The sequence below is a fragment of the Arthrobacter sp. PsM3 genome (assembly GCF_030433895.1).
Lineage (GTDB): Bacteria > Actinomycetota > Actinomycetes > Actinomycetales > Micrococcaceae > Arthrobacter.
Genome location: NZ_JARUXE010000003.1, coordinates 40704 through 64480 on the forward strand (window position 1 = coordinate 40704; position 23777 = coordinate 64480).

Below are 23777 nucleotides of genomic sequence, written 5' to 3' on the forward strand. Positions count from 1 at the left end.
AGCTGCTGTTCAGAAATGTCCGCTGCCCTGCTTGTCAGGGCCCGGGCCCGGCTAGTGTGCGGATTTGTCCCGGATGTCGGTGATGATGCCGGAGAAGTCCCGGCCCGCGCCGCCTTCCGCGGCAAAGCTATCGTAGATTTCGGAAGCGAGCGGCCCCAGCCTGGCGGCAACGCCGGTAGTTTCGAGCGCGTTGAGCGCCAGCTTGAGGTCCTTCGCCATCAGGGCTCCCGCAAAGCCGGGCTGGTAGTCGCGGTTGGCGGGGCTGGTGGGCACCGGTCCCGGGACGGGGCAGTTGGTGGTCAGCGCCCAGCACTGGCCTGAGGCCGCGGACGCGACGTCGAACAGCGCCTGGTGCGTGAGGCCCAGCTTCTCGCCCAGCACAAAGGCTTCGCTGACCGCGATCATCGAGATGCCGAGGATCATGTTGTTGCAGATCTTCGCGGCCTGTCCTGCACCGTGCTCCCCGCAGTGGACCACACGCTTGCCCATCACCTCCAGCATCGGCTCGACCGTTTCGAAGTCCGCCGGAAGCGCCCCCACCATGAAGGTCAGGGTGCCCGCTTCGGCCCCCACGACGCCGCCGGACACCGGCGCGTCGACGGCCCGGTGGCCGGCCGCGACGGCGAGTTCGGCGGCCTCGCGGGCCTCATCGACGTTGATCGTGGAGCAGTCCAGGAAAAGGGTGCCGGGGGCCGCGGTGGCGAGCAGGCCCGGCTGGCCGGGGCTGCCGCGGTAGGCGTCCAGCAGGTGTTTGCCGCTGGGGAGCATGGTCAGCACCACGGCTGCACCTGCCACGGCCTCGACGGCGGTGTCCGCGGTGGCGATGCCGTGTGCCCGGGCAGTTTCCAGTGCGGCCGGCACGACGTCGAAGCCGGTCACTGTATAGCCGGCTTTGACCAGGTTGATGGCCATCGGCCCGCCCATGTGGCCGAGGCCAAGGAAGGCGACGGTGCCGCCCGGCGCCCCGGGCCGGCCCGGTTCAGACGATCGTTCAGCCGGCGATGGTTCAGACATTGTCGCGCTCCTTCGAAAGCATCAGTTCACGGTCGCCCAGCGGCGCAAAATAGGATTCGACGTCGTCGCGGCTGACCTGCGCCAGCGTGGCGGGCTGCCAGTGCGGCTCGCGGTCCTTGTCCACCACCTGGGCGCGGATGCCCTCGCGGAAGTCGGGCCCGGCGAGGAACCGCAGCCCCACCCGGTATTCCTGTTCCAGGGCTTCCTCGAGGCTCAGGCCCCTGACCCGGCGCAGGGATGCCAGCGCCACCTTCACGGCGGTCGGTGACTTCGCTTCGATGGTGTCGGCGACGTCGGAGGCTTCGCCGCCCACGGTGCGCAGCCGGCGCACGATTTCCTCGGCGTCACCGCTTGAGTAGCAGGCGTCGATCCATTCCTGCTGCGCCGCGAGAACGGAGGACGGGGCCTCCTCGGCAAAGCGGGCGACGGCGGCGTCCACCGGTTCGTTCTCCAGCGCCCCGGCAAGTTCCGCCAGCTTGTCGGACGGGACGAAGTGGTCCGCGAGGCCCAGGAACAGTGCGTCGGCACCGCTCAGGTGCGCGCCGGTGAGGGCTGCATGGGTGCCGGTCTCCCCCGGTGAGCGGGAGAGCAGCAGTGTTCCGCCGACGTCGGGCACAAAACCGATGGTGGTCTCCGGCATGCCCATCCGTGTGCGTTCGGTGACGATCCGGACTGAGCCGTGCGCGGATATCCCCACCCCGCCGCCGAGGACCAGCCCGTCCATGAACGCCACGTACGGTTTGGGGTAGCCCGAGATCAAGGAGTTCAGCCTGTATTCCTCGGCCCAGAAGTCGGCCGTCGCGTCGCCGCCGTCGAGCATGTCGCGGTAGATGGCCACGATGTCGCCGCCGGCGCACAGCCCCCGGTCACCGGCGCCGCGGACCAGCACCGCAGCCACGGCGTCGTCGTCCGCCCAGAGCGTGAGCTGCTCCAGCATGGCCGACGCCATGCCCGCGGTGAGCGCATTGACGGCTTTGGGCCGGTTGAGCGTGACCACGCCCAGCCGGCCGCGGCGTTCGAACAGCACCTCCGCCGCGCCGGACTCCTCGGAGTGCTTGCCCGCCATCAGCTGCCTTCCGGCATGACGAAGCTGGCACCGGTGCGGATGCCGGACGGCCAGCGGGTGGTGACCGTCTTGGTCTTGGTGTAGAAGCGGAACGCGTCCGCGCCGTGCTGGTTGAGGTCGCCGAAGCCGGAGGCCTTCCAGCCGCCGAAGGTGTAGTAGGCGATCGGCACCGGGATGGGGACGTTGATGCCCACCATGCCCACCTGGACCCGGCTGGCGAAGTCCCGGGCGGAGTCGCCGTCGCGGGTGTAGATGGCCACGCCGTTGCCGAACTCGTGTTCGCTGCACAGGCGCAGGGCCTCGTCGTAGTCCTCCGCGCGGAGCACACTCAGCACCGGGCCGAAAATCTCTTCCTTGTAGATCGTCATGTCCTTGGTGACGTTGTCGAAGAGCGTGGGGCCGACCCAGAAGCCGCCCTCGTAGCCTTCGACCTTGAGTCCGCGGCCGTCGGCCAGCAGGGTGGCACCCTCGTCGACGCCGGCCTGGATGTAGCCTTCGATCCGTTCCTTGGCGGAGGCCGCCACGACGGGGCCGAAGTCCGAGTCCTTGGCCAGGCTGTGGCCGACTTTGAGGTCAGCGATCCGCTCCTGAAGTTTCGCGACGAGCGCGTCGCCGGTGGCTTTGCCGACGGGTACTGCCACCGAGATCGCCATGCAGCGTTCTCCGGCGGAGCCGAAGCCGGCGCCCATCAGGGCGTCGGCCGCCATGTCCAGATCCGCATCCGGCATGATCACCATGTGGTTCTTGGCGCCGCCGAAGCACTGGGCCCGCTTGCCGTTCGCGGCGGCGGTGGCGTAGATGTACTGGGCGATCGGCGTGGAGCCGACAAAGCCGATGGCCTGGACCCTTGGGTCCTCCAGCAGCGCATCCACCGCTTCCTTGTCGCCGTTGACGACGTTGAAGACGCCCGCCGGCAGGCCGGCCTCGGTGAACAACTCGGCGAGACGCAGCGGCACCGAGGGGTCCCGTTCGGACGGCTTAAGGATGAAGGAGTTGCCCGCGGCGAGGGCCGGGCCGGACTTCCAGAGCGGGATCATCGCCGGGAAGTTGAAGGGTGTAATGCCGGCGACGACGCCGAGGGGCTGGCGCAGGGAGTGGACGTCGATGCCGGTCCCGGCGTTGTCCGAGAATTCGCCCTTGAGCAGGTGCGGGGCGCCGGCGGCGAACTCCACGACCTCGATGCCGCGCTGGATGTCGCCCTTCGCGTCCAGGAAGGTCTTCCCGTGCTCCGAGGACAGCAAGGTGGCGAGTTGGTCCAGGTTCTGGTTGACCAGGTCGACGAACTTGAGCAGGATCCGGCCGCGGCGCTGCGGGTTCATGGCCGCCCATTCGAGCTGGCCCTTTTCCGCGTTGGAGACCACGTTGCGGACTTCCTCGGCGCTGGCGAGCGGCACCCTGGCCTGGACCTCGCCGGTGCACGGATCGTAGACATCGCTGAAACGCCCCGAGGTGCCTTCAACATGCTGTCCGTCAATGTAATGGGATAGTTCGCGAACCATGATGGAATGCTCCTTTGCACCGTGTGATTGCCGTAGTGACGGCCGGGGCCGCCTGTGACCCACGTCATCTTCCTCTCTGAATATACTCGGACTTCCTACTAAATTCCAGAGGGCGTGCCCGGCGGGCAGCTTCGTCCGGCAGCCAAGTTCGGTAAGTTAGGGATTGTGAAGATTGCTACCTGGAATGTGAATTCGCTCCGCGCCCGTGCCGACCGCGTTGAAGCCTGGCTTCAGCGCACCGACTGTGATGTCCTGGCCATCCAGGAAACCAAGTGCAAGGACGACAACTTCCCCTGGGAGCTGTTCGAGAACCTGGGCTACGAAGTGGCGCACTTCGGCCTGAGCCAGTGGAACGGCGTGGCGATCGCCTCCCGGGTGGGGCTTGCCGACGTCGAGCGCACCTTCCTGGACCAGCCCGTCTTCGGCAAGAACGGCAAGGACGCCGTGCAGGAAGCCCGCGCCATCGGCGCGACCTGCGGCGGGATCAGGGTATGGAGCCTCTATGTCCCCAACGGGCGGGCCCTCGACGATGAGCATATGCCGTACAAGCTCAGCTGGCTCGACACGCTCCGGTCCCACGCCGAAGGCTGGATCCGGGAGGACTCCCAGGCGCAGATCGCACTGATGGGCGACTTCAACATTGCCCCGCAGGACGACGACGTCTGGGACATCGACTACTTCCGCTCCGAGCGCCTCACCCACGTCAGCGAGCCGGAACGGGCAGCGTTCCACGCCTTTGAAGAGGCCGGCTTCCTGGATGTGGTCCGGCCGCATACCCCCGGACCCGGCGTCTACACCTATTGGGACTACACCCAGCTGCGTTTCCCGAAGAAGGAGGGCATGCGGATCGACTTTGTCCTCGCCTCCCCCGCCCTGGCGGCCCGGGTCACCGGCGCCGCGATCGACCGCGAGGAACGCAAAGGCAAGGGCGCCTCGGACCACGCCCCCGTGATCGTGGAGCTGAGCGACTGATGAGCGCCCGCCAGGGAAGCGGCGTGGCCCCATGACCGGCAACCTCTACCGCGGACAGGCCGGGCTACCGTTCTCCTCGGCGCTGCGGGTTTACGAGCCCCTGAAAGCGTTCCCGGCGGAGCAGCAGGAGGCCTTGCGCACGGCGGCCGCCCGGAGCGTCTCCCGCGCCGCCGTCGAAAACGCCGAACTGCTCGCCTCCCTCGGCCGCATCACCCGCCCGGGCGGGGACCCGTTTCCCACCGGGGCGACGGACCTGGTCCGCGTCCTTGCCCCCCGCACGGACGACACTCCCCCGGCAGCGCCTGCTGCCGACGGCGGTGCGAAGACTCCCGCCGCCGGGGAGCCGGACAGCCTGCTGTACTGCCCCAGCCAGCTGGTGCTCCGCGCCGGGCTGGCCGCCAACGCCTTGATGGAGGGCATTCATGGGCCGCTGGCCCAGCTGCTGATCCCGGAGGAACAGCGCGACAGGCACCAGGAGCGCATCAAGGAAGTGCGGGCGCAGGCGGGGCTCGGCCGCGTCCACACCAGGGCCTCCACCTGGGGCATCCCTTTCAGCTGGTTCTGCCTCTTCAAGGAGTCGGACCCCACGGACGTGGTGGAATCAGACGGGCACATTGTCACCGTGCGCATCCGCGCGACGATCGGCGAAGCCCTGGAGCGGGTCCGCTATGCGGTTGCCCACCTGGCCCTCGCCGCGCCGGATCTGGACATGCTCGAGGACCTGACCCAGCTCACGGAATGGCTGGAGCTCTTCCACCCGGAGTCGGTGGTGGAACTGGACTATGGCGCAGTGGCGGACAAGGTCTACCCGGACGACTCACCCATGGATGTGCGGCTGGGCATCGAGTGCCTGGCCGAGGGGGACATGACCGGCGCTGCCGCCGCCTACCGGCGGCTGGCGTCCCGCTGGATCCCGATCCGGCAGCTGGCCCGCGCTTCCTGACTGCGGGTCTTTCCGCGGCGGCGCCGTCGTGGTCCGGACGATCAGCTGGTGCGGGGCGACCGTGGAGCGCACCGCCCCGGCGATCCCGCCAAGCTCGTCCAGCAGCATCTTGGTGCCCAGTTCGGCCTGCTCGTCCGGTCGCTGCCTGACGGTGGTGAGACCCATGGCCTCCGCAAAGTCGTGGTCATCGATCCCGATCACGGACAGATCCTCCGGGACCCGGACCCCGGCCCGGTGGGCTTCGAAGATGATCCCCATGGCCATCTCATCCGAGGCGCAGAAGATTGCGGTGGGCTTCGGTCCGGTCCGGTCCCAGAGCCGGCGGAAGGCGTCCTGGCCGCTGCGGACGGTGAAGTCCCCCCATTCGTCCCATTCCTCCCGGACGTTCAGGCCGGCTTCCGCCATTACGTCCTGGAAGGCTTTGATCCGGACCCGCGGCACGTCGAAGTTCAGGTCGGTTTCGTCGTCGCCGTGCAGCAGGGCGATCTCGGTGTGGCCGAGGCTGATCAGGTGCCGCACGGCCGTTGCGGCGGCGGCGTAGTCGTCGATGCCGATGTAGGGGCATTCCTCGACATGTCCGCCGACGACGATCATAGGGATGTCGATTTTTTGGAGGTGTTCGATTTCCTCATGCGTCAGTGCCATACAGAGCACCAGCAGCGCGTCGATCTGCTTGTAGACCATGGTCTTGCTGAAGAGCCGTTCACGGTTGCTGCCGTGGCCGCCGAGGTTGAACAGCGAAAGGTTGTACTGCCGGGCATGCAGTTCCCGGTCCGCGCCCTCGATGGCCTTGGAGAAAAACCAGCGGCTGACGAACGGTGCCAGGACACCGATGGTCATGGTGCGTCCCGTGGCCAGGCCGGACGCCGAGGAGGAGGCAACGTAGCCCAGGGCCTCGGCGATGCCCAGGATCTTCTCCCGGGTGGCCGGCGAAACCCTGGGCAGGCCGCGGACGGCCCGGGACACGGTGGCCGTGGACACTCCGGCGGCGGCGGCCACATCCTCGATGCTGACGCCGGAGTGGCCGCCGCGCTGCGCCCTGTCTGTTGTCTTAGCCACTGTGTTCCCTTGTCAACTGGGTGCGGAGGCGGCTCGCGGCCTCCGCAGCACTGGATTAGTCCGCCTCCCCCACGGCAACACCTGCCCGCCCAGGCAACGCGGGGTCACTTACCGCCCATAAATGCCCCCGGGATGGGCGCGATGTGACCCCGCGTTCAGTTGCGCCTGGTTGCTGTTCTTTGCGGCAGGCGGCGGCGCAGCCGGATCATTCCGTACAACGCCGCGAGGATGGCCAGCAGGCCCAGGGCCCAGCCCAGCGCCGGCTGGGCCGTGACCTCCATCCAGACGGTGACCACCAGCAGCACGACCGCCCAGAAACCCAGGAAGCCGATGATGATGTCGAAATCCTCCCCGGAGCGGACGCGGCGGTGTTCGCTCCGCACCAGTCCGTGGTTGGGCTCCTTGTTCATCGCCAACCCGTCACTTCACAGCGCCGGCCGTGAGGCCCGCGACGATCTTGCGCTGGAAGACCAGCACCAGGACCACCAGCGGAATCGTGACGATCGTTCCGGCGGCCATGATGGCCGTGTAGGGGATCTGGTTCGGCTGGGCACCGGCGAAGCTGGCGATCGCAACGGTCACCGGCTGGGTCTTGTCGCTGGAGAGCTGGCTGGCGATCAGGAATTCATTCCAGGAGGAGATGAACGCCAGGATCGCCGTCGTGAAGATGGCCGGCGCGGCCAAGGGCATGATCACCCGACGGAACGCCTGTCCCTGGGTGCAGCCGTCCACGCGCGCCGCTTCCTCGAGCTCCCACGGCATTTCCCGGAAGAAGGAGGTCATCGTGTAGACCGTCAGCGGGAGGACGAAGGAGATGTTCGGAATGATCAGGGCCTGATACGTGCCCATCCATCCGATGGTGGTGAACAGCTGGAACAGCGGCGTGATGAGGGCGACGCCGGGGAACATGGAGGCCCCCAGGATGAAGCCGAGCACCAGGTACTTGAAACGGAAGTTCAAGCGTGCCAGCGCGTAGGCGGCAAACACGCCGATCAGCAGCGAAACGATCGTGACGACGGCACCGATGAACAAGCTGTTGAGCAGAGCCTGGCCGAAGTGGTTGCCGAAGGACTCGTCGAACGCCGTCCTGAAGTTGTCCAGGGTCACATGGGTCGGCAGCACCGAGGTGTCGTAGGTGTAGCCGACGTCGCGGAACGCCGTCACCACCATCCAGTAGGCCGGAGCCAGGCACCAGATGAGGATCACGACGGCGCTGATGTAGGTGCGGCCGCTCGCCCACTTTTCGCGGTTCTGCGCCACCTTGCGGCCACGGTCCTGCCTGGCCCGGAGTTCGGTCGCGGCGGTCATTTCTTCCCCTTAGCTGCGCCGGTTTGCTGCTCCACGACGTTCGCCCCGAGGAAGCGCACGAAGATGAAGGCCACAAGAAAGATGATGATGAACGTAATGGTGGACAAGGCCGCGGCAGCGTTGAACCCTTGCCTGATCTGGTTGATCACAAGGATCGAGAGCGTGGTGGTGTTGTTGGCTCCGCCGGTGAGGATGTACGGGAGGTCGAACATCCGGAGGGCATCCAGGGTGCGGAAGAGGATGGCCACCATCAGCGCCGGCTTCACCAGCGGCAGGGTGATCATCCGGAACCGCTGCCAGGCGGAAGCGCCGTCGACCTTTGCCGCCTCATACACCTCGGCGGGAATCATCTGCAGCCCGGCGAGAATCAACAGCGCCATGAACGGTGTCGTCTTCCAGACATCCGCAATGATCACTGCCCACCGGGCCGGCCACTCGCTGCCGGTCCACAGGATCGTAGTGCTGAAGAGTTTGTTGCCGATGCCTTCGAAAGCGAAGATGAACAGCCACAGCTTGGCCGTGACGGCGGTGGGGATGGCCCACGGCACCAGAACGGCTGCGCGGACCAGGCTGCGGCCCTTGAAGGCCCGCGCCATGATCATTGCCATCCAGAAGCCAAGGACTGTTTCCAGGGTGACGGTGACGATGGTGAAGAAGAAGGTCGTCCCGGTGGCGGACCAGAACTGTGCGCCGAGCGTTCCGGGCGGGCAGGCCACCGTTCCGCCGTCCGGCGCGGCGCACTGCTGGAAAATCCAGTTGGCGTAGTTCGAGAAACCAGCCGCGCCGCCCGCAACGAACAGCCCCGTCTCAGGGTCAAGGCCGGCGTCTTTCTGGAACGACATTATGACGGCGCTGATGATCGGGTAGACGATCACGATTCCCAGCGCGATGATGGTTGGCGCCAGGAGCCACGCTGCCCACCTGCCCTGGCTCGCTATGACATTGTCCTCCCCGACGCCCTTGGGTGCGTGGCGGACCGGAGCCCCGCCCGACGCCGGTTCCTTGACCGGCGTCGGGCCCAATTCAGTTGCCATGATGTACCTACTGTCCCGCGCTAGCGGACTCGATGGACTTTTGCATGTCGGACAATGCCGCGTCGACAGTCTTCTCACCCTTGATGGCTGCGTAGGCATTCTCCTGGATGGCCTTGGTGACGGCCGGGTAGAACGGCGTGACCGGGCGCGGCACGGCGTTCTCGATCGAGGTCTTCAGCACCGGCAGGTACGGCAGCTTGGCGACCAGTTCGGCATCGCCGTACAGGGAGCCGAGGACCGGTGCGAGCGAACCCTGGGTGGCGAAGAACTTCTGCGTCTCTTCAGTGGTGAGGAATTTCAGGAAGTCCAGCGCGGTGGCCTTGTTCTTGGAGTAGACGCTGACCGCGGCGCTGTGTCCGCCGAGGGACGAGGCGCCCGGACCGGACTTGCCCGGGAGGGCAGTCATGCCCAGGACATCCTTGACCTTGGAGGAGCCTTCGGTGGTGGCCAGGTTGTACACGTAGGGCCAGTTGCGCAGGAACAGCAACTTGCCGTCCTGGAACGCCTGGCGGCTCTCCTCCTCCTGGAAGGTGATGGCTTCCTTCGGGATCTGGCCGCCGGCGTAGGCCTTGGCCAGGTTACCGAGGCCTGCCCTTGCCTCAGGCGTGTTCAGGCTGGGCTTGCCGTCCTTGTCCAGCACGGAGCCGCCGGCGGAGTTGATCGCCTCGGAGGCGTTGACCGTCAACCCCTCGTACTTCTTAAACTGGCCGGAATAGCAACCCATGTTGTTGGCCGTGGCGATGGAGCACATGCTCATCATCTCGTCCCACGTCTTCGGCGGTGTGGGGACCAGATCCTTGCGGTAGTACAGGATGCCGCCGTCGGAAGACTCCGGCGCCGCGTACAGCGTGCCCTTGTAGGACGCGGCCTGGACGGTCGGCTTCAACATCTTCGAGGTGTCAAGCGCCATCTTGTCCTTGAGCGGCTGCAGCCAGCCCTTGGCGGCGAATTCGGCGGTCCAGACGACGTCGACACTCGCCACGTCGTAGTTGGCGTTCTTCGCCTGGAAGTTCTGCACAAGGTCATCGTGCTGCTGGTCGGCGTTGTCCGTCTGCTCCTTGAACGTGACCTGCTCGTTCGGGTGGGCGGCGTTCCACTTGTCGATCAGCGGGCGGACCACGTTGCTGTTGTCCTTGCCCTGGACGTAGGTGATGGGGCCGCGCCCGTCCAGGCCGTTCGCGGCGTCTCCGCCGCCGCTGCCGCCGGCAGCAGTACCGCCGCCTCCTCCGCCGCCACAGGCGGACAGGGTGATGGCGAGAACGCCTGCTGTGGCTACGGGAAGTAGGAACTTCGATTTCTTCATTCTGGGGGGTCTCCTCGCTGAGTACCGGACAAAAAACGGCGTGCGTTCATGTGGTGCCCATCACAATAATCATCATGCGGTGAGGAATGCAAGCGTTTACACAGAAGCTTTACGGAAAGGAGACCCTTGTGCGGCGCACAGTTTTATGAGCCGATCGGCACCATTTCAACGCAACCGGCCTGCGGGGCAGCCCCGCCGGGCCGCGCAAACATCGTGCAGACCTATTGCCGGAAGCTCACCCCGCCGGGTCACCGGACCCGCTCGGCCCGCCCGAACCTCGACCGGGCACCGGCGCCGATATGAATGAGCACGGGGGTGCGTTTGCCGATCGCGACATCGAGCGCCCCCACGAGGGCGGACACCTCGGCCGCAAGCCGCTGCGGGGCCACGCCCTGGCGTGGCTCGATTCGGATTTTCAGGGCCGGCTCGCCGCGGAACTCGTAGGTGGCGACGCTGACGCCGGCCAGGTCGTGACGGTCTGCCAGGGCGGCTCGGAGCGCCTGCTCGGCCACCGCGCTGCCGATCCTGACGTTTCCGGGCACCTCGCCCGGGTCCTCTTCCGAGACGAGGAGGTTGGCCCTGCCCCTGCCCTGCTGGGCGGCCCAGGCCACCATCACGCCGACCACCAGAAGCAGTGCCAGGACCACCACAAGCCACAGCCAGCTCTCCGAGCGCCCCGGGAAACGCGTGCGCTCGAAGAGGTCACGCCAGATACTCCAGACCCCGGCGGCCCAGTCCTGCCACCACCGTCCCACGGCGGGAACGCTCGCGAGCAGGATGAGCAGGACTCCGATGGCGAGGAGCTTAAGGCCCAGGATGCCGAGCAAGATCCGGTTGAGGATGCGGGGGGTGCCGTTCACGCGCCAACCACCCCTGCCGAGGAGACACTGACTCGAACGTCCGGCAGGGGTGACGGGTTCATGTCCCGGAGTTCATCCAGCACGGCTGCGCGGACGGCGTCCGGGCTCAGCGGCACGCCGGAGGTCGGCCGGACATTGACCTGCACCTGCCGTCGGGACACGGTCACCATCACCTGTTCCTGACTCAAATTGGCCGCCACCCGTGCCCGGCGTGCCAGGGCGGAGGCGATCACCTCGTCGTCCACGACGACGGCGGCGCGGCGGTCCCGCAGCAGATGGCGGGCCCTCCGTCCGGGCAGTACCGCGTTCAGGAGGAAAAACAGCCCGGCCATCACCAGCACCGCACCTAGGACACCGAGCAACAGCGGCGGGACCCCGTCCGGGAGCGCCACCAGCTGCTCCGCCGCAATTTGCGGATCCACGAGCCAAGGCGGCTGCCCGACCGCCCGGACGGCGGTTTCGAGGAGGGCATAGCCGCACAGCGCGATCACGAGGACGGCGGCAATGATCGAGGCCACGGCCCTCGAGGAGTGGGTTTCGCGCTTGAGGATCACTGCCATGCCCGCGGCGCCGTTCGCCTCGGGGGCGGGACCGGCCGCCGAAGGTGCGGCGCCGGGAGCGGGCGGACCGTAGCTCCCGTGGCCGGAATCGTGATCGGTGTCCTGGCTCACTGGACCCGGCCTCCTTCACTCACGCTGGCGCCGCTGATCCGGATGTCCACCCGGCTCAGCTGGGCACCGCTCAGCTCGGTCACGCGGTCCAGGATGTTGGCTTTGGCAGCCACGGCCCGGTCCCAGATGGAACCGCCGAAGGCCGCGACCCGTGCGGCGTCCCGCAGCACTGCCGTGAGCGAGGGGACGGTGATGGGCGCGACAAGTGACAGGGCCAGGAGACCGTCGTCGTCCGACCACTCGGCCCGGACCTCCTGCAGTGTGACGCCGAGGGATTCCGCCGCGGCGGCCCGCGCCACGCTGGTGAGCGCCTGGGTGCTGATCCTGGTGTGTCCTGCCATGGCAGCGGCGTGGACAGCACCAGCGGTGCCGCTCATGAGGAGGAACGCCGGCCTGTGAGGGCGTCAAGCACGCTGCGCAGGTCCAGTTTCCCTTCCGCGGCGCGGCCCAGCAGGGCTCCGATCCCCATGAACAGCAGGGCGCCCAGGAAACCCCAGACGCCGAACTGGAAGGCCATGAACGCCACGAAGGCACCCGCTGCGATCCCCACAACCGTCAGATTCACTGGATTGCCTCCCTTGCGGTCCGGTTCTCGGCCGGGGCGCCGGGCTTCGGCGGGCCGGGCACGTAGACGTCGGTGATTTCGATGTTGACTTCGATGACCTGGAGCCCCACAAGCTCTTCGACCGCCGAATACACGGCAGCCCGGATCTGGTCCGCCAGGGCGTGAAGGGGCGTGCCGTAGAGCGCCACCAGGTCGATATCGACAGCCACCTGGGTTTCGCCGACCTCGGCGCGGACACCGGCGGCGTGGTCCGAGCTGCCGACGGCGTCACGGAAGGCGCCGAGCGCGCGGGACGGACCTGTCCCCAGGGAGTAGACACCGGGAACTGCCCGGGCCGCGATGCCCGCGACTTTCGCGACGGCGGCTTCGGAAATGACGGTCCGGCCACCGCCGGGCATTGGCGCGTTGACTGGCAGTTCGGGCACCACAGCCGGAATGGGTTGAGAATTCTGGTATTCCACGAGGCACTCCCCCTTCTCTTTGTGACCACCCTAGTACCTGCCAACGACAAGGCGCCCGTCCGGGTCCCGCTGCGGGCAGGGGCGGTTAGCGGCTAACCCGGCGAGCCGGCCGCCGTCGGCCTGGCGTTAGAGAAGAAAAGCCCCAGTTCCATCGGGACACTCAAAGCCGGGCACTCCCCCCGTTGCCCATATTCCGCGGAACCCCACGCAACCCCACGCAACCCCACGCAACCGGGACCATCCTTTCAGTTGTCCCAAAGGTGCCGCGACGACCACAGGTTTACACGGACAATTTTGGGACGGTTCACGACGGATGTCAGCGATGTGCCGGTTACAGTGGTGGGCATGACGTTGGGGGACGCGGCCACGGAGCCGCTGGTACACATTCAGGATTTCAGGATGGATTTCGGGGACACGACGGTCATCAAAGACCTGTCCTTCGACGTCCGGGCCGGGGAAACGTTCGGGTTCCTCGGCAGCAACGGATCCGGTAAAACCACGACCCTCCGGGCGCTGCTGGGGATCTACCAGCCGAGCGCCGGGACCCTGCACATCGGCGGCAAAAACTTCGACCCGCGCGACGGGGCGCGCCTGGGGTACCTGCCCGAGGAACGCGGCCTGTACAAGAAAGAGTCTGTCCTGGACGTCATGGTCTACTTCGGCCGGCTCAAAGGCCTGGACAAAACCCACGCCAAAGCCTGGTCCCGGCAGTACCTGGAACGCGTCGGCCTCGCCGACAGGGCGACCATGCGGCTGGATAAGCTCTCTGGCGGGCAGCAGCAGAAAATCCAGCTCGGCGTGACCATCATGAACGACCCCGAGCTGCTGATCCTGGACGAACCCACCAAGGGCTTCGACCCGGTCAACCGCCGCCTGCTGATGGACATCATCGAAGAACAAAAACTCGCCGGCGCGACCGTCATCATGGTTACCCACCAAATGGAAGAAGTCGAGCGCCTCTGCGACCGGGTGATCCTGCTCAAAGACGGCACCTCCCGCGCCTACGGCACGGTCGCGGAAGTCCAGGAACAATTCGGCGGAACCCGCTACCGGCTCTCCTACGACGGGGCGCTGCCACCCTCGGCCTTTTACGACATCGTCACCGATGCCGGCGGTAACGCCGAACTCTCCCCCCGCCCCGGAGGGGACGAAAGGGCCGTCCTGCGTGAACTCATCGACCGGGGCGTGGCCGTGCGGTCCTTCACCACCGCCAGGACGTCCCTGGATGAGGTCTTCATCAAGGTCTACGGCGAGAACCACGAAATGGCGGAGGTCTGAAACCCGATGGCACAGCAAACATCCACCCAGCTCCCATCCCCCGCCCCGGCACTGCCCACGCCGCCGGCACCGCCCAAGCGCCCCTTCGCCCGGCACAACCTCCGCACGGTCGTGGACTTCGAATTCACCCGCACCATGAAAAAGCGCGGCTTCTGGATCGCAACGCTGTCCATCCCGGTCGTCATGGCGATTGTTTTCGCGCTCATCTACATGAGCAATTCCTCCACAGCCGCCAGCGAAGACGCCCAGAAGACCGCCGCCGTGTCCTTCACCTACACCGACGCCTCCGGCCTCGTCACCCCGGGCATCGCCACGGCCATGGGCGGGACGAAGGCCACCGACCCCGGACAGGCCCTGCAGGATGTCAAAAGGGGTTTGACGGAGGCGTACTTCGCCTACCCCGCCGAACCGGCCACGCAGCCGGTGAAGGTCTACGGGACGGATAAAGGTATCTTCGAAAACGGCAAGTACGACGCCGTCGCCAAACAGCTCCTCACCGCCTCCGCCCAGGCCGAGGTCGGATCCCCGCAGCTGACCGCCGCGGCCAGCGGCGACGTGAAAACCGAATCCGAAACCTTCAAGGACGGCCAGGCCACCGGCGGCTTCGGCTCCGCCATCCCACCGCTGTTATTCCTGCTGATCTTCTACATCTCGATCATCCTGCTCTCCAACCAGATGCTCAACTCCACCCTGGAAGAGAAGGAAAACCGGGTCACCGAAATGATCCTCACGACCCTGAACCCGACCACCCTGATCATCGGAAAAGTTATCGCCCTGTTCATGGTCGGCCTCGTGCAGATCCTGGTCTTCCTCACCCCCATCGCCGTCGGCTACCTCTTCTTCCGAGACAAACTGGCCATACCAGATCTGGATCTGTCGACCGTGACATTCGAGCCCGGGACCATGATCGTCGGGGCGCTGCTGCTCCTCGGCGGCTTCACCGTCTTCACCGGCGTCCTGGTCGCGATCGGCGCGATCATGCCCACCGCCAAAGACGCCGGCACGATCTTCGGGCCCCTGATGGCCCTGATCTTCGCCCCGTTCTATGCGATCAGCCTGATCATCTCCGACCCGCGCGCACCCATCGTGCAGATCTTCTCCTACTTCCCGCTCTCCGCCCCTGTGACCGCCATGCTCCGGAACGGCTTCGGCACCCTCAGCCCGGCCGAATCCGCGATCATTATCGCCGAACTCTTCATCACCGGATTCCTCGTCCTCAGACTCGCCGTGCACCTCTTCCGCTACGGGTCCATCCAATACTCAAGCAAGCTCTCCATCGCCGGCACCTTCCGTAAGAAGAACGCTCTGGCTGGAAAGTAACCCGGGCCGGAATGCAGGTCCAGACCGGCCCGTGACTGAGCTTGAGACCCAGTGCCGGAACCAATCGTCGTGATGACCGGGATGACAGCCGGCCTGATGCGCTGGCGGCGGTCGCGGCCGATGCCGGCCTTACCAAGACCAGGCAAGGCTCATCTTGGGCATCTTTGAAGCTGATCTGACGGTCCGCGTGTCCGGAAGTTGATCAAGCGTCGCCAATCGGTCCGGAAGGTCGTGCAACTGCCAGCGTCATGTTTTCGGTTCCGGGCGAAGAAGATCTGCGAAGCCGGCCCGTCGTCGAGAAGGGCGGTAAGCGATCGGAACGACTGTCTCGTGTGCGTGGCATGCCGCAATCCACTGGGCGCAATCCATTGAAGGAGGCCAACGCCACTGGATCTAGTGGGCCGCAGCCGCACTCATGTCCGCGCCGGCGCCCTTGTGCCGGCGCCCTCCACCAGGGGGAAACCCGGGGCCTGGTCCCAATCTGGGCAGACTAGCAACGATTCAGACTGAACCGCCGGCTTCCCCGCACAATGAAAAAACCCCGCAGATCCCGTGAAAACACTGGGAACTGCGGGGTTCTAGCTGGTGGCTCCGACCGGCGTCGATCCGGTGACCTTTCGATTTTCAGTCGAACGCTCTACCAACTGAGCTACAGAGCCTAGGTGACACGTCACCTTGAGAGCCGGAATTTCTTCTGGCAATCAGAGCGACCCTGACGGGACTTGAACCCGCGACCTCCGCCGTGACAGGGCGGCGCGCTAACCAACTGCGCTACAGGGCCTTGCTATTTTCTTGCTTCTCTGCAGTATCGCTACCGCAATTTTTCAAGGCCTTTAGCCTACCAGACTTTCACATCCGGTTTGACCAGTTCCTTGCGTACCCCCAACGGGATTCGAACCCGTGCCGCCGCCGTGAAAGGGCGGTGTCCTAGGCCGCTAGACGATGGGGGCCAGGACGCCATTCGGTTAAACCCACTGAATAAAAGACAAAAATTAAGGGCCGAAGCCTTTCGTTTTTGTCCTTTCGGGTTGCTCCGAACTGGACTATAAAACTATAAGGGCAGACCCCCGGATTATCCAAAATCCGCGGCGGCTGCCGCCGGAAGCGCTCAGCTCCCACGGGTATGCTCCTGCTGCGCCCGCTCGACGTCGGCAGCCGATGCCAGATCACCCTTGGCCTGCAACCCGGCGATGACGCCGTCGACGTCGGCAGCCGGCCGGTTCTGGCTCAGCTTTCGTTTCGCTTCAACCCGCGTGATGAGAAGTTCGACGCCGACAATCGCCCGGAGCTGGCCGGCGATGTAGCGGGCGGGCGCATCGTCCACGGTCCAGGGCCGTTCCGATGCCGCTTCATGCACCGTGGTCAGCCGCCGGACCAGGTCCTCCAGCCAGGCCGGATCGTCATGGATGACGAGCCGGCCGTAGACATGCGCCGTGGTGTAGTTCCACGTTGGCACAACCCGGCCGTGTTCGGCTTTGGACGGGTACCAGGTCGGGGAAATGTAGGCATCGGACCCCTGGATGATCACCAGGGACTCGCCCGACGCCGGCAGCCGCCACTGGTCGTTGTTGCGGGCAACATGCCCCAGCAGTGCCCCGTGCTCGCCGGCCCCGGAGTCATAGATGAACGGCAGCAGCGTCGCGAGCAGTCCGTGTTCCGTGGAGGTCACCAGGTTGGCCGCGCCGGGATGGGAGAGCAACTCCGTGACGGCGTCCTGGTCGGCGGCGAAATGCGAGGGGACGTACATGGGCGTTTCCTTCGTGAAGTAAAGATAGTTGTCAAGAACCGTGCGTGAAGGCTGATCAGCTCAGGCTACGAGCATGGCAGCCAGGGTGACCATGACCAAGGCAATGCCGCCGTCGAGCACGCGCCAGCTGCCCGGGCGGGCGAACACCGGCGCGAGGAACCGGGCTCCGGCGCCAAGCGCGGCGAACCACGCGATACTGCCCAGCCCCGCGCCGGCAGCAAACCACCAGCGCCCGTCCGGCCCGTGGGTGCCGGCCAGGGATCCCAGCAGCAGGACGGTGTCCAGGTAGACGTGGGGGTTCAGCCACGTCAGCGCGAGGCAGGTGCCCAGCGCGGCCGCCCAGGATCCCGTCTTCCCGGCCGCCGGCCGGGCCGCCTGCGTTCCGCGGATCGCGCGCAGGGCCGCCATCCCGCCGTAGGCCAGGAGGAAGGCGGCCCCGGCCCAGCGCACCACCTCGAGAACCCCGGGCGCCCGCTCAATAAGGACGCCCACCCCGGCCACCCCCAGCCCAATCAGCACGAGGTCGGACAGGGCGCAGACGGCAACCACCAGCAGGACGTGCGCGCGCTGGATGCCCTGGCGGAGCACGAAGGCGTTCTGGGCACCGATGGCAACGATGAGGGACAGCCCGCTTGCGAGGCCTGATACGAGGGAAAGGATCACAGGTTTCACGCTAGGGGCAGCGGGCACATGAAACCAGTTAATATTTCTTGGCTAACATAAGATGAGCTAATGATCGACATCCACCCCGACCAGGCGCGGACCCTCGCTGCCATCGTGGCGCTCGGCAGCTTCGAGGCCGCCGCCGGCCACCTCTCGGTCACGGCGTCGGCCGTGAGCCAGCGCGTCCGCGCCCTTGAGGTCGCGGTCGGCCGGCCCGTGTTGAAGCGGACCCGCCCCGTTGAACTCACCCCGTCCGGCCACGCGGTGGTGCGCTATGCCCGGCAGCTGGACATGCTCTCGGCCGATCTGGCCGAAGAACTCCAGCCGGGCGCGGAGCCCTCCAGCGTCCGGCTGACCCTGGTCATCAACAGTGATTCCCTGCATACCTGGGCACTTCCCGGCCTGGCCGCTGTGGCGGCAAAGGTCCAGCTGGAAATTCTGCGCGAGGACCAGGACTACTCGCTGGAGCTCCTCCGCAGCGGCGCCGCAGCCGCGGCCATCACCACCACGGCCAAGGCCGCCCCGGGCTGTTCCTCCCGGCGGCTGGGTGTCATGCGCTACCTGCCGGTCTGCACTCCGGACTTCGCCGCCCGGTGGTTCCCCGACGGGGCGGTGACGGAAACACTCGCCGTGGCGCCGGTCATCGTCTTCGACCACAAGGACGAGCTGCAGGACCGGTATCTGCGGTCCGTGAGCCGCAGGGCACTCCAGCCGCCACGGCACTATGTCCCCGCCGCCCACGAGTTCGGCGAAGCCATCCGTTGGGGGATGGGCTGGGGGCTGCTCCCCGAAATTGAGGTTTCGGAGGAGCTGAGGCGCCAGACGCTGGTCTCCCTGGACCCCGGGGCGCACGTGGATGTGCCGCTCCACTGGCAGCAATGGCGGCACGGATCCGCAGCCCTCGACGAGGTCGCAGCGGCTATCCAGGCCGCCTCCCACCCGCTCCGGTGAGTGCGCCGGGGCCGGCGCAGCGGCCTTGGCAGGAACTCGACTAGACGTGGCCGATTTCCGCCAGTCCCCGGGACGCCGCACGGACTAGATTGGCAACATGGCCAGAACCGCCCCGACAGGCTCCCCCCGACCGGACCGCACGCACCACGACAGCATGCACGCGTACGGCACCCACGAAGTGCCGCCGCCAGCTCCGTCGCTCCAGCCCGCAAAGCACCCGCCGCAGCCGGGCCAGATCAGCAGGCTCGGCATCGCCGCAGTGGTTGTCACCGTGGTGCTGTGGGCTTCCGCCTTTGTGGGCATCCGGGCCGTCGGACCCAGTTTCTCCCCCGGCGCCCTGACGCTCGGCCGGCTGGCGATTGCCGCCGTCGTGCTGGGCCTGGTGGTGCTGCCGCAGCTCAGGGGCAATCTTCCCCGGGGCCGTGAATGGTGGCCCATCCTGTCCTACGGAGTGATGTGGTTTGGCGGCTACAACGTCGCGCTGAACGCCGCCGAACACCTCCTCGACGCCGGCACGGCCGCCTTGCTGATCAACGTCAACCCGATCCTGGTCGCCATCATGGCCGGGGTGATCCTCAAGGAGGGCTTCCCGCGCTGGCTGATCATCGGCAGCCTCGTCGCGTTCGGCGGGGTCGCGGTGATCGCACTGGGTTCCGGCCAGCGGTCGACGGCGGACGTCGCCGGCGTGCTGCTCTGCCTGCTGGCGGCCGCCCTCGCCGCGGTCAGTGTCATCGTGCAGAAGCCGGTGCTGCGGAAATTCCCCGCGGCGCACGCCACCTGGTTCGGCATCATGGTCGGCGCGCTCTGCTGCCTGCCCTTCAGCGGCCAGCTGGTGGGCGAACTGCAGGCGGCCCCGCTGCCGGCCACCCTGGGGCTGGTCTACCTTGGCGTTTTCCCCACCGCGATCGCCTTCACCACCTGGGCCTATGCGCTGTCGCTGATCGACGCCGGCCGGCTGGCCGCCACCACCTATCTGGTGCCCGGCACCACGATCCTGATCTCGTGGCTGGTGCTCGGGGAGATTCCCACCGTCTGGGGCCTGGCGGGCGGCGCCATCTGCCTCGTAGGAGTGGGGCTGACCCGGCGCCGGTCCCGCTGATTCGGCGCTAGAGTTTCAGCTATGCCCGCCTCCCTCCCGCCCGGCCTGCCGATCGTTCCGATCGTTCCGAACGGCCCTAACGGCCCTAACGGCCCGGGCAGTCCGGGCAGCCCGGACGACGGCGGGGCCGGGGCCGGCCACGACCACCCACCGTTCCCGATGTCCGAAGACGATTTCGAGGCGGCGGTGAACGACGCTCTGGACCGGATCCCGCCGGACCTCGCCAAGACCATGAGCAACGTGGCCATCTTCATCGACGACGACTACACGCCGCAGCCCGGCGAGGACCCGGACACCGTTCTGCTGGGCCTCTACGAGGGCGTGCCGCTGACCGAGCGGGACTCGTGGTGGGACGCCGGATCGCTGCCGGACCGCATCACCATCTACCGACAGCCGATCCTGGACATCTGTGAATCCCGCGAGGACGTGATCGAGGAAGTGACGATCACCGTGGTCCATGAGATCGCGCACCACTTCGGCATCAGCGACGACCGCCTGCACGAGCTCGGCTGGGGCTAGCCTTGTAGGCATGGGACACGACCACAGCCACTCACACGGCATCTCGGCCTCCGCCACCGGCACTGCCAAGCACCGGAAGCGCCTGATCGCGGTACTGGCCATCACCCTCGCCGTGGTGCTGATCCAGATCATCGGGGCACTGGTTTCCGGATCCCTGGCGCTGCTGGCCGACGCCGGCCACATGCTTTCCGACGCGGCCGGAGTCTTCATTGCCCTGCTGGCCGCCTGGATCGCCACCCGGCCGGCGAGCGACCAGCGCACCTACGGCTACCAGCGCGCCGAGGTGCTGGCCGCCCTGGCCAACGCCCTGGTGCTGATCGTCATCTCGGTGGTCATTTTCACCGAGGCCATCCGCCGGATGGGTTCCGCCCCCGAGGTCCACACCGATGTGATGCTCTACGCCGCCGTCCTCGGCGCGATCGCCAACCTCGTATCCCTGCTGATCCTGCGCGGCGGCCAAAAGGAGAGCCTCAACGTCCGCGGCGCCTACCTGGAAGTCCTGGGCGACCTGCTCGGCTCCTTCGCCGTGATCGCCGCCGCACTGGTCATCATGGTCACCGGCTACCAGACGGCGGATACCATCGCCTCGATCGTGATTGCGCTGATGATCCTGCCGCGGGCCTGGCACCTGCTCCGCGATGTGGTGGATGTGCTGCTCGAGGCGACCCCTAAGGGGGTGGAAGTGCAGCTGATCCGCGAGCACATCCTCGCGGTGGCGGGGGTCGTGTCGGTGCACGACATCCACATCTGGACCATCACCTCCGGCGTGCCCGTGTTTTCCGCCCACGTGGTGGTGGAGGATGCGGCCCTGGGCGCCCGCGGCGCCGACCAGGTCCTGGACAAGCTCGTCAGCTGCCTCGGCTCGCACTTCGACACCGAACACTGCACTTTCCAGCTGGAACCGCTCTCCCATGCGGAGCACGAATCGCACCAGCACGCCTGAGCCGGGCTTGACGGCGACTGGAGCCGACACGCCCCGCCGGAATGTGACCGAATGACATAGTTGTTGTTTATGTTATTGGTGTGACCAGTGTTGCCAAAGTGGCAATTGGCACGTAGCCTCGACCGTGCTGGGGATCAGCCGCACGTTTCCACGCGCCGGAAATCCACATTCTCCCGCTCCAGCCCGACACTGCAGCGAGGTTTGCCCATGACTTGGACCGGTTCCGGCCGAAAGACGGCCGCGCTGTGCGCCGCCGTCGTCTTCCTGGGAGCAGTGGCCCTGCCCGCGCACGCAGACCCGCTCCCCACGGTCTTTCAGGTCCCCGCTTCACCCGAAATTCCGTCGCCGGAGGATATTGCCGCGGCCAAGACCAGTGAGAGCGCGACGGCGGAGCAGGTCACCGCGATCGACCACCTCCTGGCGGATGCTTCCACGGCCCAGGAAGCCAGCCTCGCAGCCTCTTTGCGGGCCAACAATTCTTACGGCGAAGCCCTCGTCGAGCTCCAGACCCGGCGCGACACCGCCGCGGTTGCCGCCGCCAAGGCTTCGGCAGCCGGGGCGGAGGAGCAGAAGATGCGCAAGCAGATCGGCCAACTCGCCGGCGATCTCTACCGCAACGGCGGCCTGAATCCCGCCCTCAGCAGCTTTGTCAGCGGGAACGGCAACCCCCTGGAACAGGCCGCCACACTCGAAGCGGTGACGGCCGGGCGCACCAGGGCCTTCCAGTCGGCCGAAACCGCCGCAGTCGCCGCCGAATCGCTGACCGCTGCCGCCGAGGACGCCAACCGTGCCGCCGACGAGGCCGCGCGGACGGCGGAGACGCGCAAGCTCGACGCCGGGCGTGCCAACGACGCCCAGCGGAAGGCGATGTCCGAGGCGAGCGCGCAGCGGACCGTGCTGGTGGACCAGCTCGCGAGCCTCAAGAACACCACCGTCGCTCTGGAATCGGCCCGTGTGGACGCCCTGGACCGCCAGCGCCAGCAGGACCGGCTTGCCGCAGTCACGGCGGCTGCCGCCCAGGGTTCCGGCCAGAGCGCTGACCCTCAGCCCGACGCCGCTCCGGGCAACCCGGCCCCGGTCAACCAGAGTCCGCAGGCACCGGCCGCAGCTGCCCCCGTACCGCCGCCCGCGCCCGTTGTCCCCGTTCCAGGTCCAGCCGCCCCTGCCGCGCCGGCGGCCCCGCCCGCGCCCGTTCCTGCACCCGCTCCTGCGCCCGTTCCGCCGCCCGCCACTGCCCCTGCCCCGTCGCCGGGCGGCTCGAACCAGACGGCGATCTCGGCGGCTCTCGGCAAGGTCGGCGCGCCCTATTTCTACCAGTACGGCGGGACCGGTGCGCGGGGATTCGACTGCTCCGGACTGGTCCAGAACGCGTTCGCCGCAGCCGGCAAGCACCTGCCCCGCACCGCTTCCCAGCAGTTTGCCCAGGCCCCCGTGCATGTCCCGCTCTCCCAGGCCCAGCCGGGCGACCTGCTGGTCTGGGGGTCGGCACCGGATTTCTACCATGTGGCGATTTACCTTGGCGGCGGACGCGTGGTCCAGGCGCTGAATCCCGACGCCGGGATTACCGTGACCGACGTTGCCGCCATGTCCGGAATGCAGCTGTACCCGGCGGTCGCCCGGTACTGAGCGCCGTTAGGAGAGCACGTCCTTGGTGATGAACCTGCCGTAGGCGAGGGCACCGAAGACTGCGACGTAGCCGCCCTGCAGCAGCAGGTTCGTGAGGAAGGAATCCCACGCGATGGGCTGGCGGAGCAGGTCCGCGAAGTCCAGCCAGTAGTGGCTGAAAAGCCACGGATGCAGCCAGTCCAGCTGGGGCAGCGCGTCGAGGACCTGCGAGACCACCGAGAGCACCACCGTGGACGCCATCGCACCCACTGGCACGTCCGTGAGGGTGGACATAAAGAGCCCGATCGCCGACAGGCCCATCAGTGAGACGGCGAGGTAGGCCGCTATCAGCAGCAGCCGCAACAATGCCTCGGCCGCGCCGATCGAGTCGCCGGAGAGCAGGGTGACCGGGCCAACCGGGAAGAGCGCTGCTCCGATCGCCGCGCCGACAAGTGCCACCACGAGCGGCGCCGTGATGGCGAAGGCCACCGCCCCGGCGTATTTCACCAGCAGCAGCCGGACCCGGCCTGCCGGCGCCACCAGCAGGTAGCGCAGTGTTCCCAGTCCGGCCTCGCCGGCCACGGTATCCCCCGCGACCACCCCTACGGTCAGTGGAAGGAACAGCGGAACGGACACGAGCAACGCGGTCACGCCGACGAACAAGCCGTTCTGGGTAATCCGGTCCAGGAACGCCGGACCCCGCCCCGCCGGCACCGCGGAGGACAGCCGGACCGCCACGGCGATCAGGATCGGAATGGCCGCCAAAGCACACAGCATGGCCCAGGTCCTGCGGCGGCGGAAGAGCACCCCGAGTTCGGATGCGAGCAGGCCCCGCCCCCACCGGCCCTGCCGGGTGGGCGCCGCGGCGGGGCTGCCGCCGGAGCCGGAGGCACTGCT

The 23777-nt window shown here is 67.1% G+C and carries 24 protein-coding genes, 3 tRNA genes and 1 pseudogene; 9 read left to right on the plus strand and 19 right to left on the minus strand.

Features of this window, described 5'->3' with window-relative positions; translation table 11 throughout:
- Nucleotides 1-51 precede the first annotated feature (51 nt).
- Genes mmsB through QCD75_RS01960 form a run of 3 tightly spaced genes read right to left on the minus strand, consistent with a single transcriptional unit; the run spans nt 52 to nt 3579 of the window.
- Nucleotides 52-1014 (minus strand): 3-hydroxyisobutyrate dehydrogenase, encoded by a 963-nt coding sequence (gene mmsB, locus QCD75_RS01950; RefSeq protein ID WP_301225203.1) that lies wholly within the window; start codon nt 1012-1014, stop codon nt 52-54.
- Nucleotides 1007-2080: an enoyl-CoA hydratase/isomerase family protein gene (locus QCD75_RS01955; RefSeq protein ID WP_301225205.1), complete on the minus strand. Its 1074-nt coding sequence runs from the start codon at nt 2078-2080 to the stop codon at nt 1007-1009. The genes mmsB and QCD75_RS01955 overlap by 8 nt, the downstream gene beginning before the upstream one ends.
- Nucleotides 2080-3579, minus strand: coding sequence for a CoA-acylating methylmalonate-semialdehyde dehydrogenase (locus tag QCD75_RS01960; protein ID WP_301225206.1), 1500 nt, complete (start codon nt 3577-3579; stop codon nt 2080-2082). Before QCD75_RS01960 ends, QCD75_RS01955 begins: the two co-directional genes overlap by 1 nt.
- Before the next feature lie 165 nt (nt 3580-3744).
- On the opposite strand from QCD75_RS01960, the gene QCD75_RS01965 reads away from it, so the two are divergent.
- Nucleotides 3745-4551, plus strand: coding sequence for an exodeoxyribonuclease III (locus QCD75_RS01965; RefSeq protein WP_301225207.1), 807 nt, complete (start codon nt 3745-3747; stop codon nt 4549-4551).
- Nucleotides 4552-4582: 31 nt separating this feature from the next.
- Complete coding sequence (locus QCD75_RS22345; RefSeq protein WP_301225208.1) at nt 4583-5494, plus strand: hypothetical protein; 912 nt, start codon at nt 4583-4585, stop codon at nt 5492-5494.
- 12 nt (nt 5495-5506) lie between these two features.
- Here the strand turns inward: QCD75_RS22345 and QCD75_RS01975 are convergent.
- From QCD75_RS01975 to QCD75_RS02020, 10 genes and pseudogenes are all read right to left on the minus strand, one after another.
- A pseudogene (locus QCD75_RS01975) lies at nt 5507-6553 on the minus strand (LacI family DNA-binding transcriptional regulator); the annotation flags it as partial.
- A gap of 155 nt (nt 6554-6708) precedes the next feature.
- Nucleotides 6709-6963 (minus strand): hypothetical protein, encoded by a 255-nt coding sequence (locus QCD75_RS01980; RefSeq protein ID WP_301225209.1) that lies wholly within the window; start codon nt 6961-6963, stop codon nt 6709-6711.
- Nucleotides 6964-6973: 10 nt separating this feature from the next.
- The gene (locus QCD75_RS01985) at nt 6974-7861 is read right to left on the minus strand and encodes a carbohydrate ABC transporter permease (RefSeq protein WP_301225211.1); all 888 of its coding nucleotides are present in this window, start codon (nt 7859-7861) and stop codon (nt 6974-6976) included.
- The gene (locus tag QCD75_RS01990) at nt 7858-8895 is read right to left on the minus strand and encodes a carbohydrate ABC transporter permease (protein WP_301225213.1); all 1038 of its coding nucleotides are present in this window, start codon (nt 8893-8895) and stop codon (nt 7858-7860) included. The genes QCD75_RS01985 and QCD75_RS01990 overlap by 4 nt, the downstream gene beginning before the upstream one ends.
- A 7-nt stretch (nt 8896-8902) precedes the next feature.
- Complete coding sequence (locus QCD75_RS01995) at nt 8903-10198, minus strand: ABC transporter substrate-binding protein (protein ID WP_301225215.1); 1296 nt, start codon at nt 10196-10198, stop codon at nt 8903-8905.
- A gap of 248 nt (nt 10199-10446) precedes the next feature.
- Entirely contained in the window at nt 10447-11058 is a 612-nt protein-coding gene (locus tag QCD75_RS02000; RefSeq protein ID WP_301225217.1) for a hypothetical protein, read from the minus strand.
- The gene (locus QCD75_RS02005; RefSeq protein WP_301225422.1) at nt 11055-11618 is read right to left on the minus strand and encodes a DUF6286 domain-containing protein; all 564 of its coding nucleotides are present in this window, start codon (nt 11616-11618) and stop codon (nt 11055-11057) included. The genes QCD75_RS02000 and QCD75_RS02005 overlap by 4 nt, the downstream gene beginning before the upstream one ends.
- Nucleotides 11619-11725: 107 nt before the next feature.
- The gene (locus tag QCD75_RS02010) at nt 11726-12106 is read right to left on the minus strand and encodes a hypothetical protein (protein ID WP_301225219.1); all 381 of its coding nucleotides are present in this window, start codon (nt 12104-12106) and stop codon (nt 11726-11728) included.
- Nucleotides 12103-12294, minus strand: a complete 192-nt coding sequence (locus QCD75_RS02015) for a hypothetical protein (RefSeq protein WP_301225221.1) — start codon at nt 12292-12294, stop codon at nt 12103-12105. Before QCD75_RS02015 ends, QCD75_RS02010 begins: the two co-directional genes overlap by 4 nt.
- On the minus strand, nt 12291-12755 hold the full coding sequence (locus QCD75_RS02020) for an Asp23/Gls24 family envelope stress response protein (protein WP_301225223.1): 465 nt from the start codon (nt 12753-12755) through the stop codon (nt 12291-12293). The genes QCD75_RS02015 and QCD75_RS02020 overlap by 4 nt, the downstream gene beginning before the upstream one ends.
- A gap of 399 nt (nt 12756-13154) precedes the next feature.
- On the opposite strand from QCD75_RS02020, the gene QCD75_RS02025 reads away from it, so the two are divergent.
- Nucleotides 13155-14033 carry an ABC transporter ATP-binding protein gene (locus QCD75_RS02025; RefSeq protein WP_301225225.1) on the plus strand — a complete coding sequence of 293 codons (879 nt, stop codon included), beginning with the start codon at nt 13155-13157 and terminating at the stop codon, nt 14031-14033.
- Nucleotides 14034-14039: 6 nt separating this feature from the next.
- Nucleotides 14040-15353: an ABC transporter permease gene (locus tag QCD75_RS02030; RefSeq protein ID WP_301225227.1), complete on the plus strand. Its 1314-nt coding sequence runs from the start codon at nt 14040-14042 to the stop codon at nt 15351-15353.
- Between the two features lie 583 nt (nt 15354-15936).
- On the opposite strand, the gene QCD75_RS02035 is transcribed toward QCD75_RS02030, so the two are convergent.
- The 5 genes from QCD75_RS02035 to QCD75_RS02055 all read right to left on the minus strand — a co-directional run bounded on the left by QCD75_RS02035 (nt 15937) and on the right by QCD75_RS02055 (nt 17763).
- Nucleotides 15937-16012 (minus strand) — tRNA-Phe (locus QCD75_RS02035).
- Nucleotides 16013-16060: 48 nt separating this feature from the next.
- A tRNA-Asp gene (locus tag QCD75_RS02040) sits at nt 16061-16134 on the minus strand.
- A 96-nt stretch (nt 16135-16230) separates the two neighbouring features.
- Nucleotides 16231-16303: transfer RNA gene (locus QCD75_RS02045), tRNA-Glu, on the minus strand.
- Nucleotides 16304-16461: 158 nt separating this feature from the next.
- Nucleotides 16462-17100: an FMN-binding negative transcriptional regulator gene (locus tag QCD75_RS02050; protein WP_301225229.1), complete on the minus strand. Its 639-nt coding sequence runs from the start codon at nt 17098-17100 to the stop codon at nt 16462-16464.
- 60 nt (nt 17101-17160) lie between these two features.
- The gene (locus QCD75_RS02055; protein ID WP_301225232.1) at nt 17161-17763 is read right to left on the minus strand and encodes a LysE/ArgO family amino acid transporter; all 603 of its coding nucleotides are present in this window, start codon (nt 17761-17763) and stop codon (nt 17161-17163) included.
- 69 nt (nt 17764-17832) lie between these two features.
- Here QCD75_RS02055 and QCD75_RS02060 point away from each other — a divergent pair, with 69 nt between their 5' ends.
- The 5 genes from QCD75_RS02060 (at nt 17833) to QCD75_RS02080 (ending at nt 22901) form a co-directional block, all read left to right on the plus strand.
- Nucleotides 17833-18714, plus strand: a complete 882-nt coding sequence (locus QCD75_RS02060; protein WP_301225234.1) for an ArgP/LysG family DNA-binding transcriptional regulator — start codon at nt 17833-17835, stop codon at nt 18712-18714.
- Between the two features lie 97 nt (nt 18715-18811).
- Nucleotides 18812-19813 carry a DMT family transporter gene (locus tag QCD75_RS02065; RefSeq protein ID WP_301225236.1) on the plus strand — a complete coding sequence of 334 codons (1002 nt, stop codon included), beginning with the start codon at nt 18812-18814 and terminating at the stop codon, nt 19811-19813.
- 21 nt (nt 19814-19834) lie between these two features.
- Nucleotides 19835-20332 (plus strand): metallopeptidase family protein, encoded by a 498-nt coding sequence (locus QCD75_RS02070; protein ID WP_301225238.1) that lies wholly within the window; start codon nt 19835-19837, stop codon nt 20330-20332.
- A gap of 10 nt (nt 20333-20342) precedes the next feature.
- Entirely contained in the window at nt 20343-21275 is a 933-nt protein-coding gene (locus tag QCD75_RS02075; RefSeq protein WP_301225240.1) for a cation diffusion facilitator family transporter, read from the plus strand.
- A 207-nt stretch (nt 21276-21482) separates the two neighbouring features.
- Complete coding sequence (locus tag QCD75_RS02080) at nt 21483-22901, plus strand: C40 family peptidase (protein WP_301225242.1); 1419 nt, start codon at nt 21483-21485, stop codon at nt 22899-22901.
- A 6-nt stretch (nt 22902-22907) separates the two neighbouring features.
- Here the strand turns inward: QCD75_RS02080 and QCD75_RS02085 are convergent, their stop codons facing one another.
- Entirely contained in the window at nt 22908-23657 is a 750-nt protein-coding gene (locus tag QCD75_RS02085; RefSeq protein ID WP_301225244.1) for an ABC transporter permease, read from the minus strand.
- Between the last annotated feature and the right edge of the window lie 120 nt (nt 23658-23777).

Coding starts and splice junctions, on each gene's coding strand:
- QCD75_RS02085 (WP_301225244.1), bottom strand. CDS start 23,657: ATGCTGTGTGCTTTGGCGGCCATTCCGATCCTGATCGCCGTGGCGGTC.
- QCD75_RS02080 (WP_301225242.1), top strand. CDS start 21,483: ATGACTTGGACCGGTTCCGGCCGAAAGACGGCCGCGCTGTGCGCCGCC.
- QCD75_RS02010 (WP_301225219.1), bottom strand. CDS start 12,106: ATGAGCGGCACCGCTGGTGCTGTCCACGCCGCTGCCATGGCAGGACAC.
- QCD75_RS02030 (WP_301225227.1), top strand. CDS start 14,040: ATGGCACAGCAAACATCCACCCAGCTCCCATCCCCCGCCCCGGCACTG.
- QCD75_RS02025 (WP_301225225.1), top strand. CDS start 13,155: ATGGATTTCGGGGACACGACGGTCATCAAAGACCTGTCCTTCGACGTC.
- mmsB (WP_301225203.1), bottom strand. CDS start 1,014: ATGTCTGAACCATCGCCGGCTGAACGATCGTCTGAACCGGGCCGGCCC.
- QCD75_RS02065 (WP_301225236.1), top strand. CDS start 18,812: ATGGCCAGAACCGCCCCGACAGGCTCCCCCCGACCGGACCGCACGCAC.
- QCD75_RS01990 (WP_301225213.1), bottom strand. CDS start 8,895: ATGGCAACTGAATTGGGCCCGACGCCGGTCAAGGAACCGGCGTCGGGC.
- QCD75_RS02050 (WP_301225229.1), bottom strand. CDS start 17,100: ATGTACGTCCCCTCGCATTTCGCCGCCGACCAGGACGCCGTCACGGAG.
- QCD75_RS01955 (WP_301225205.1), bottom strand. CDS start 2,080: ATGGCGGGCAAGCACTCCGAGGAGTCCGGCGCGGCGGAGGTGCTGTTC.
- QCD75_RS01985 (WP_301225211.1), bottom strand. CDS start 7,861: ATGACCGCCGCGACCGAACTCCGGGCCAGGCAGGACCGTGGCCGCAAG.
- QCD75_RS02070 (WP_301225238.1), top strand. CDS start 19,835: ATGCCCGCCTCCCTCCCGCCCGGCCTGCCGATCGTTCCGATCGTTCCG.
- QCD75_RS22345 (WP_301225208.1), top strand. CDS start 4,583: ATGACCGGCAACCTCTACCGCGGACAGGCCGGGCTACCGTTCTCCTCG.
- QCD75_RS01980 (WP_301225209.1), bottom strand. CDS start 6,963: ATGAACAAGGAGCCCAACCACGGACTGGTGCGGAGCGAACACCGCCGC.
- QCD75_RS02005 (WP_301225422.1), bottom strand. CDS start 11,618: ATGGCAGTGATCCTCAAGCGCGAAACCCACTCCTCGAGGGCCGTGGCC.
- QCD75_RS01960 (WP_301225206.1), bottom strand. CDS start 3,579: ATGGTTCGCGAACTATCCCATTACATTGACGGACAGCATGTTGAAGGC.
- QCD75_RS01995 (WP_301225215.1), bottom strand. CDS start 10,198: ATGAAGAAATCGAAGTTCCTACTTCCCGTAGCCACAGCAGGCGTTCTC.
- QCD75_RS02075 (WP_301225240.1), top strand. CDS start 20,343: ATGGGACACGACCACAGCCACTCACACGGCATCTCGGCCTCCGCCACC.
- QCD75_RS02060 (WP_301225234.1), top strand. CDS start 17,833: ATGATCGACATCCACCCCGACCAGGCGCGGACCCTCGCTGCCATCGTG.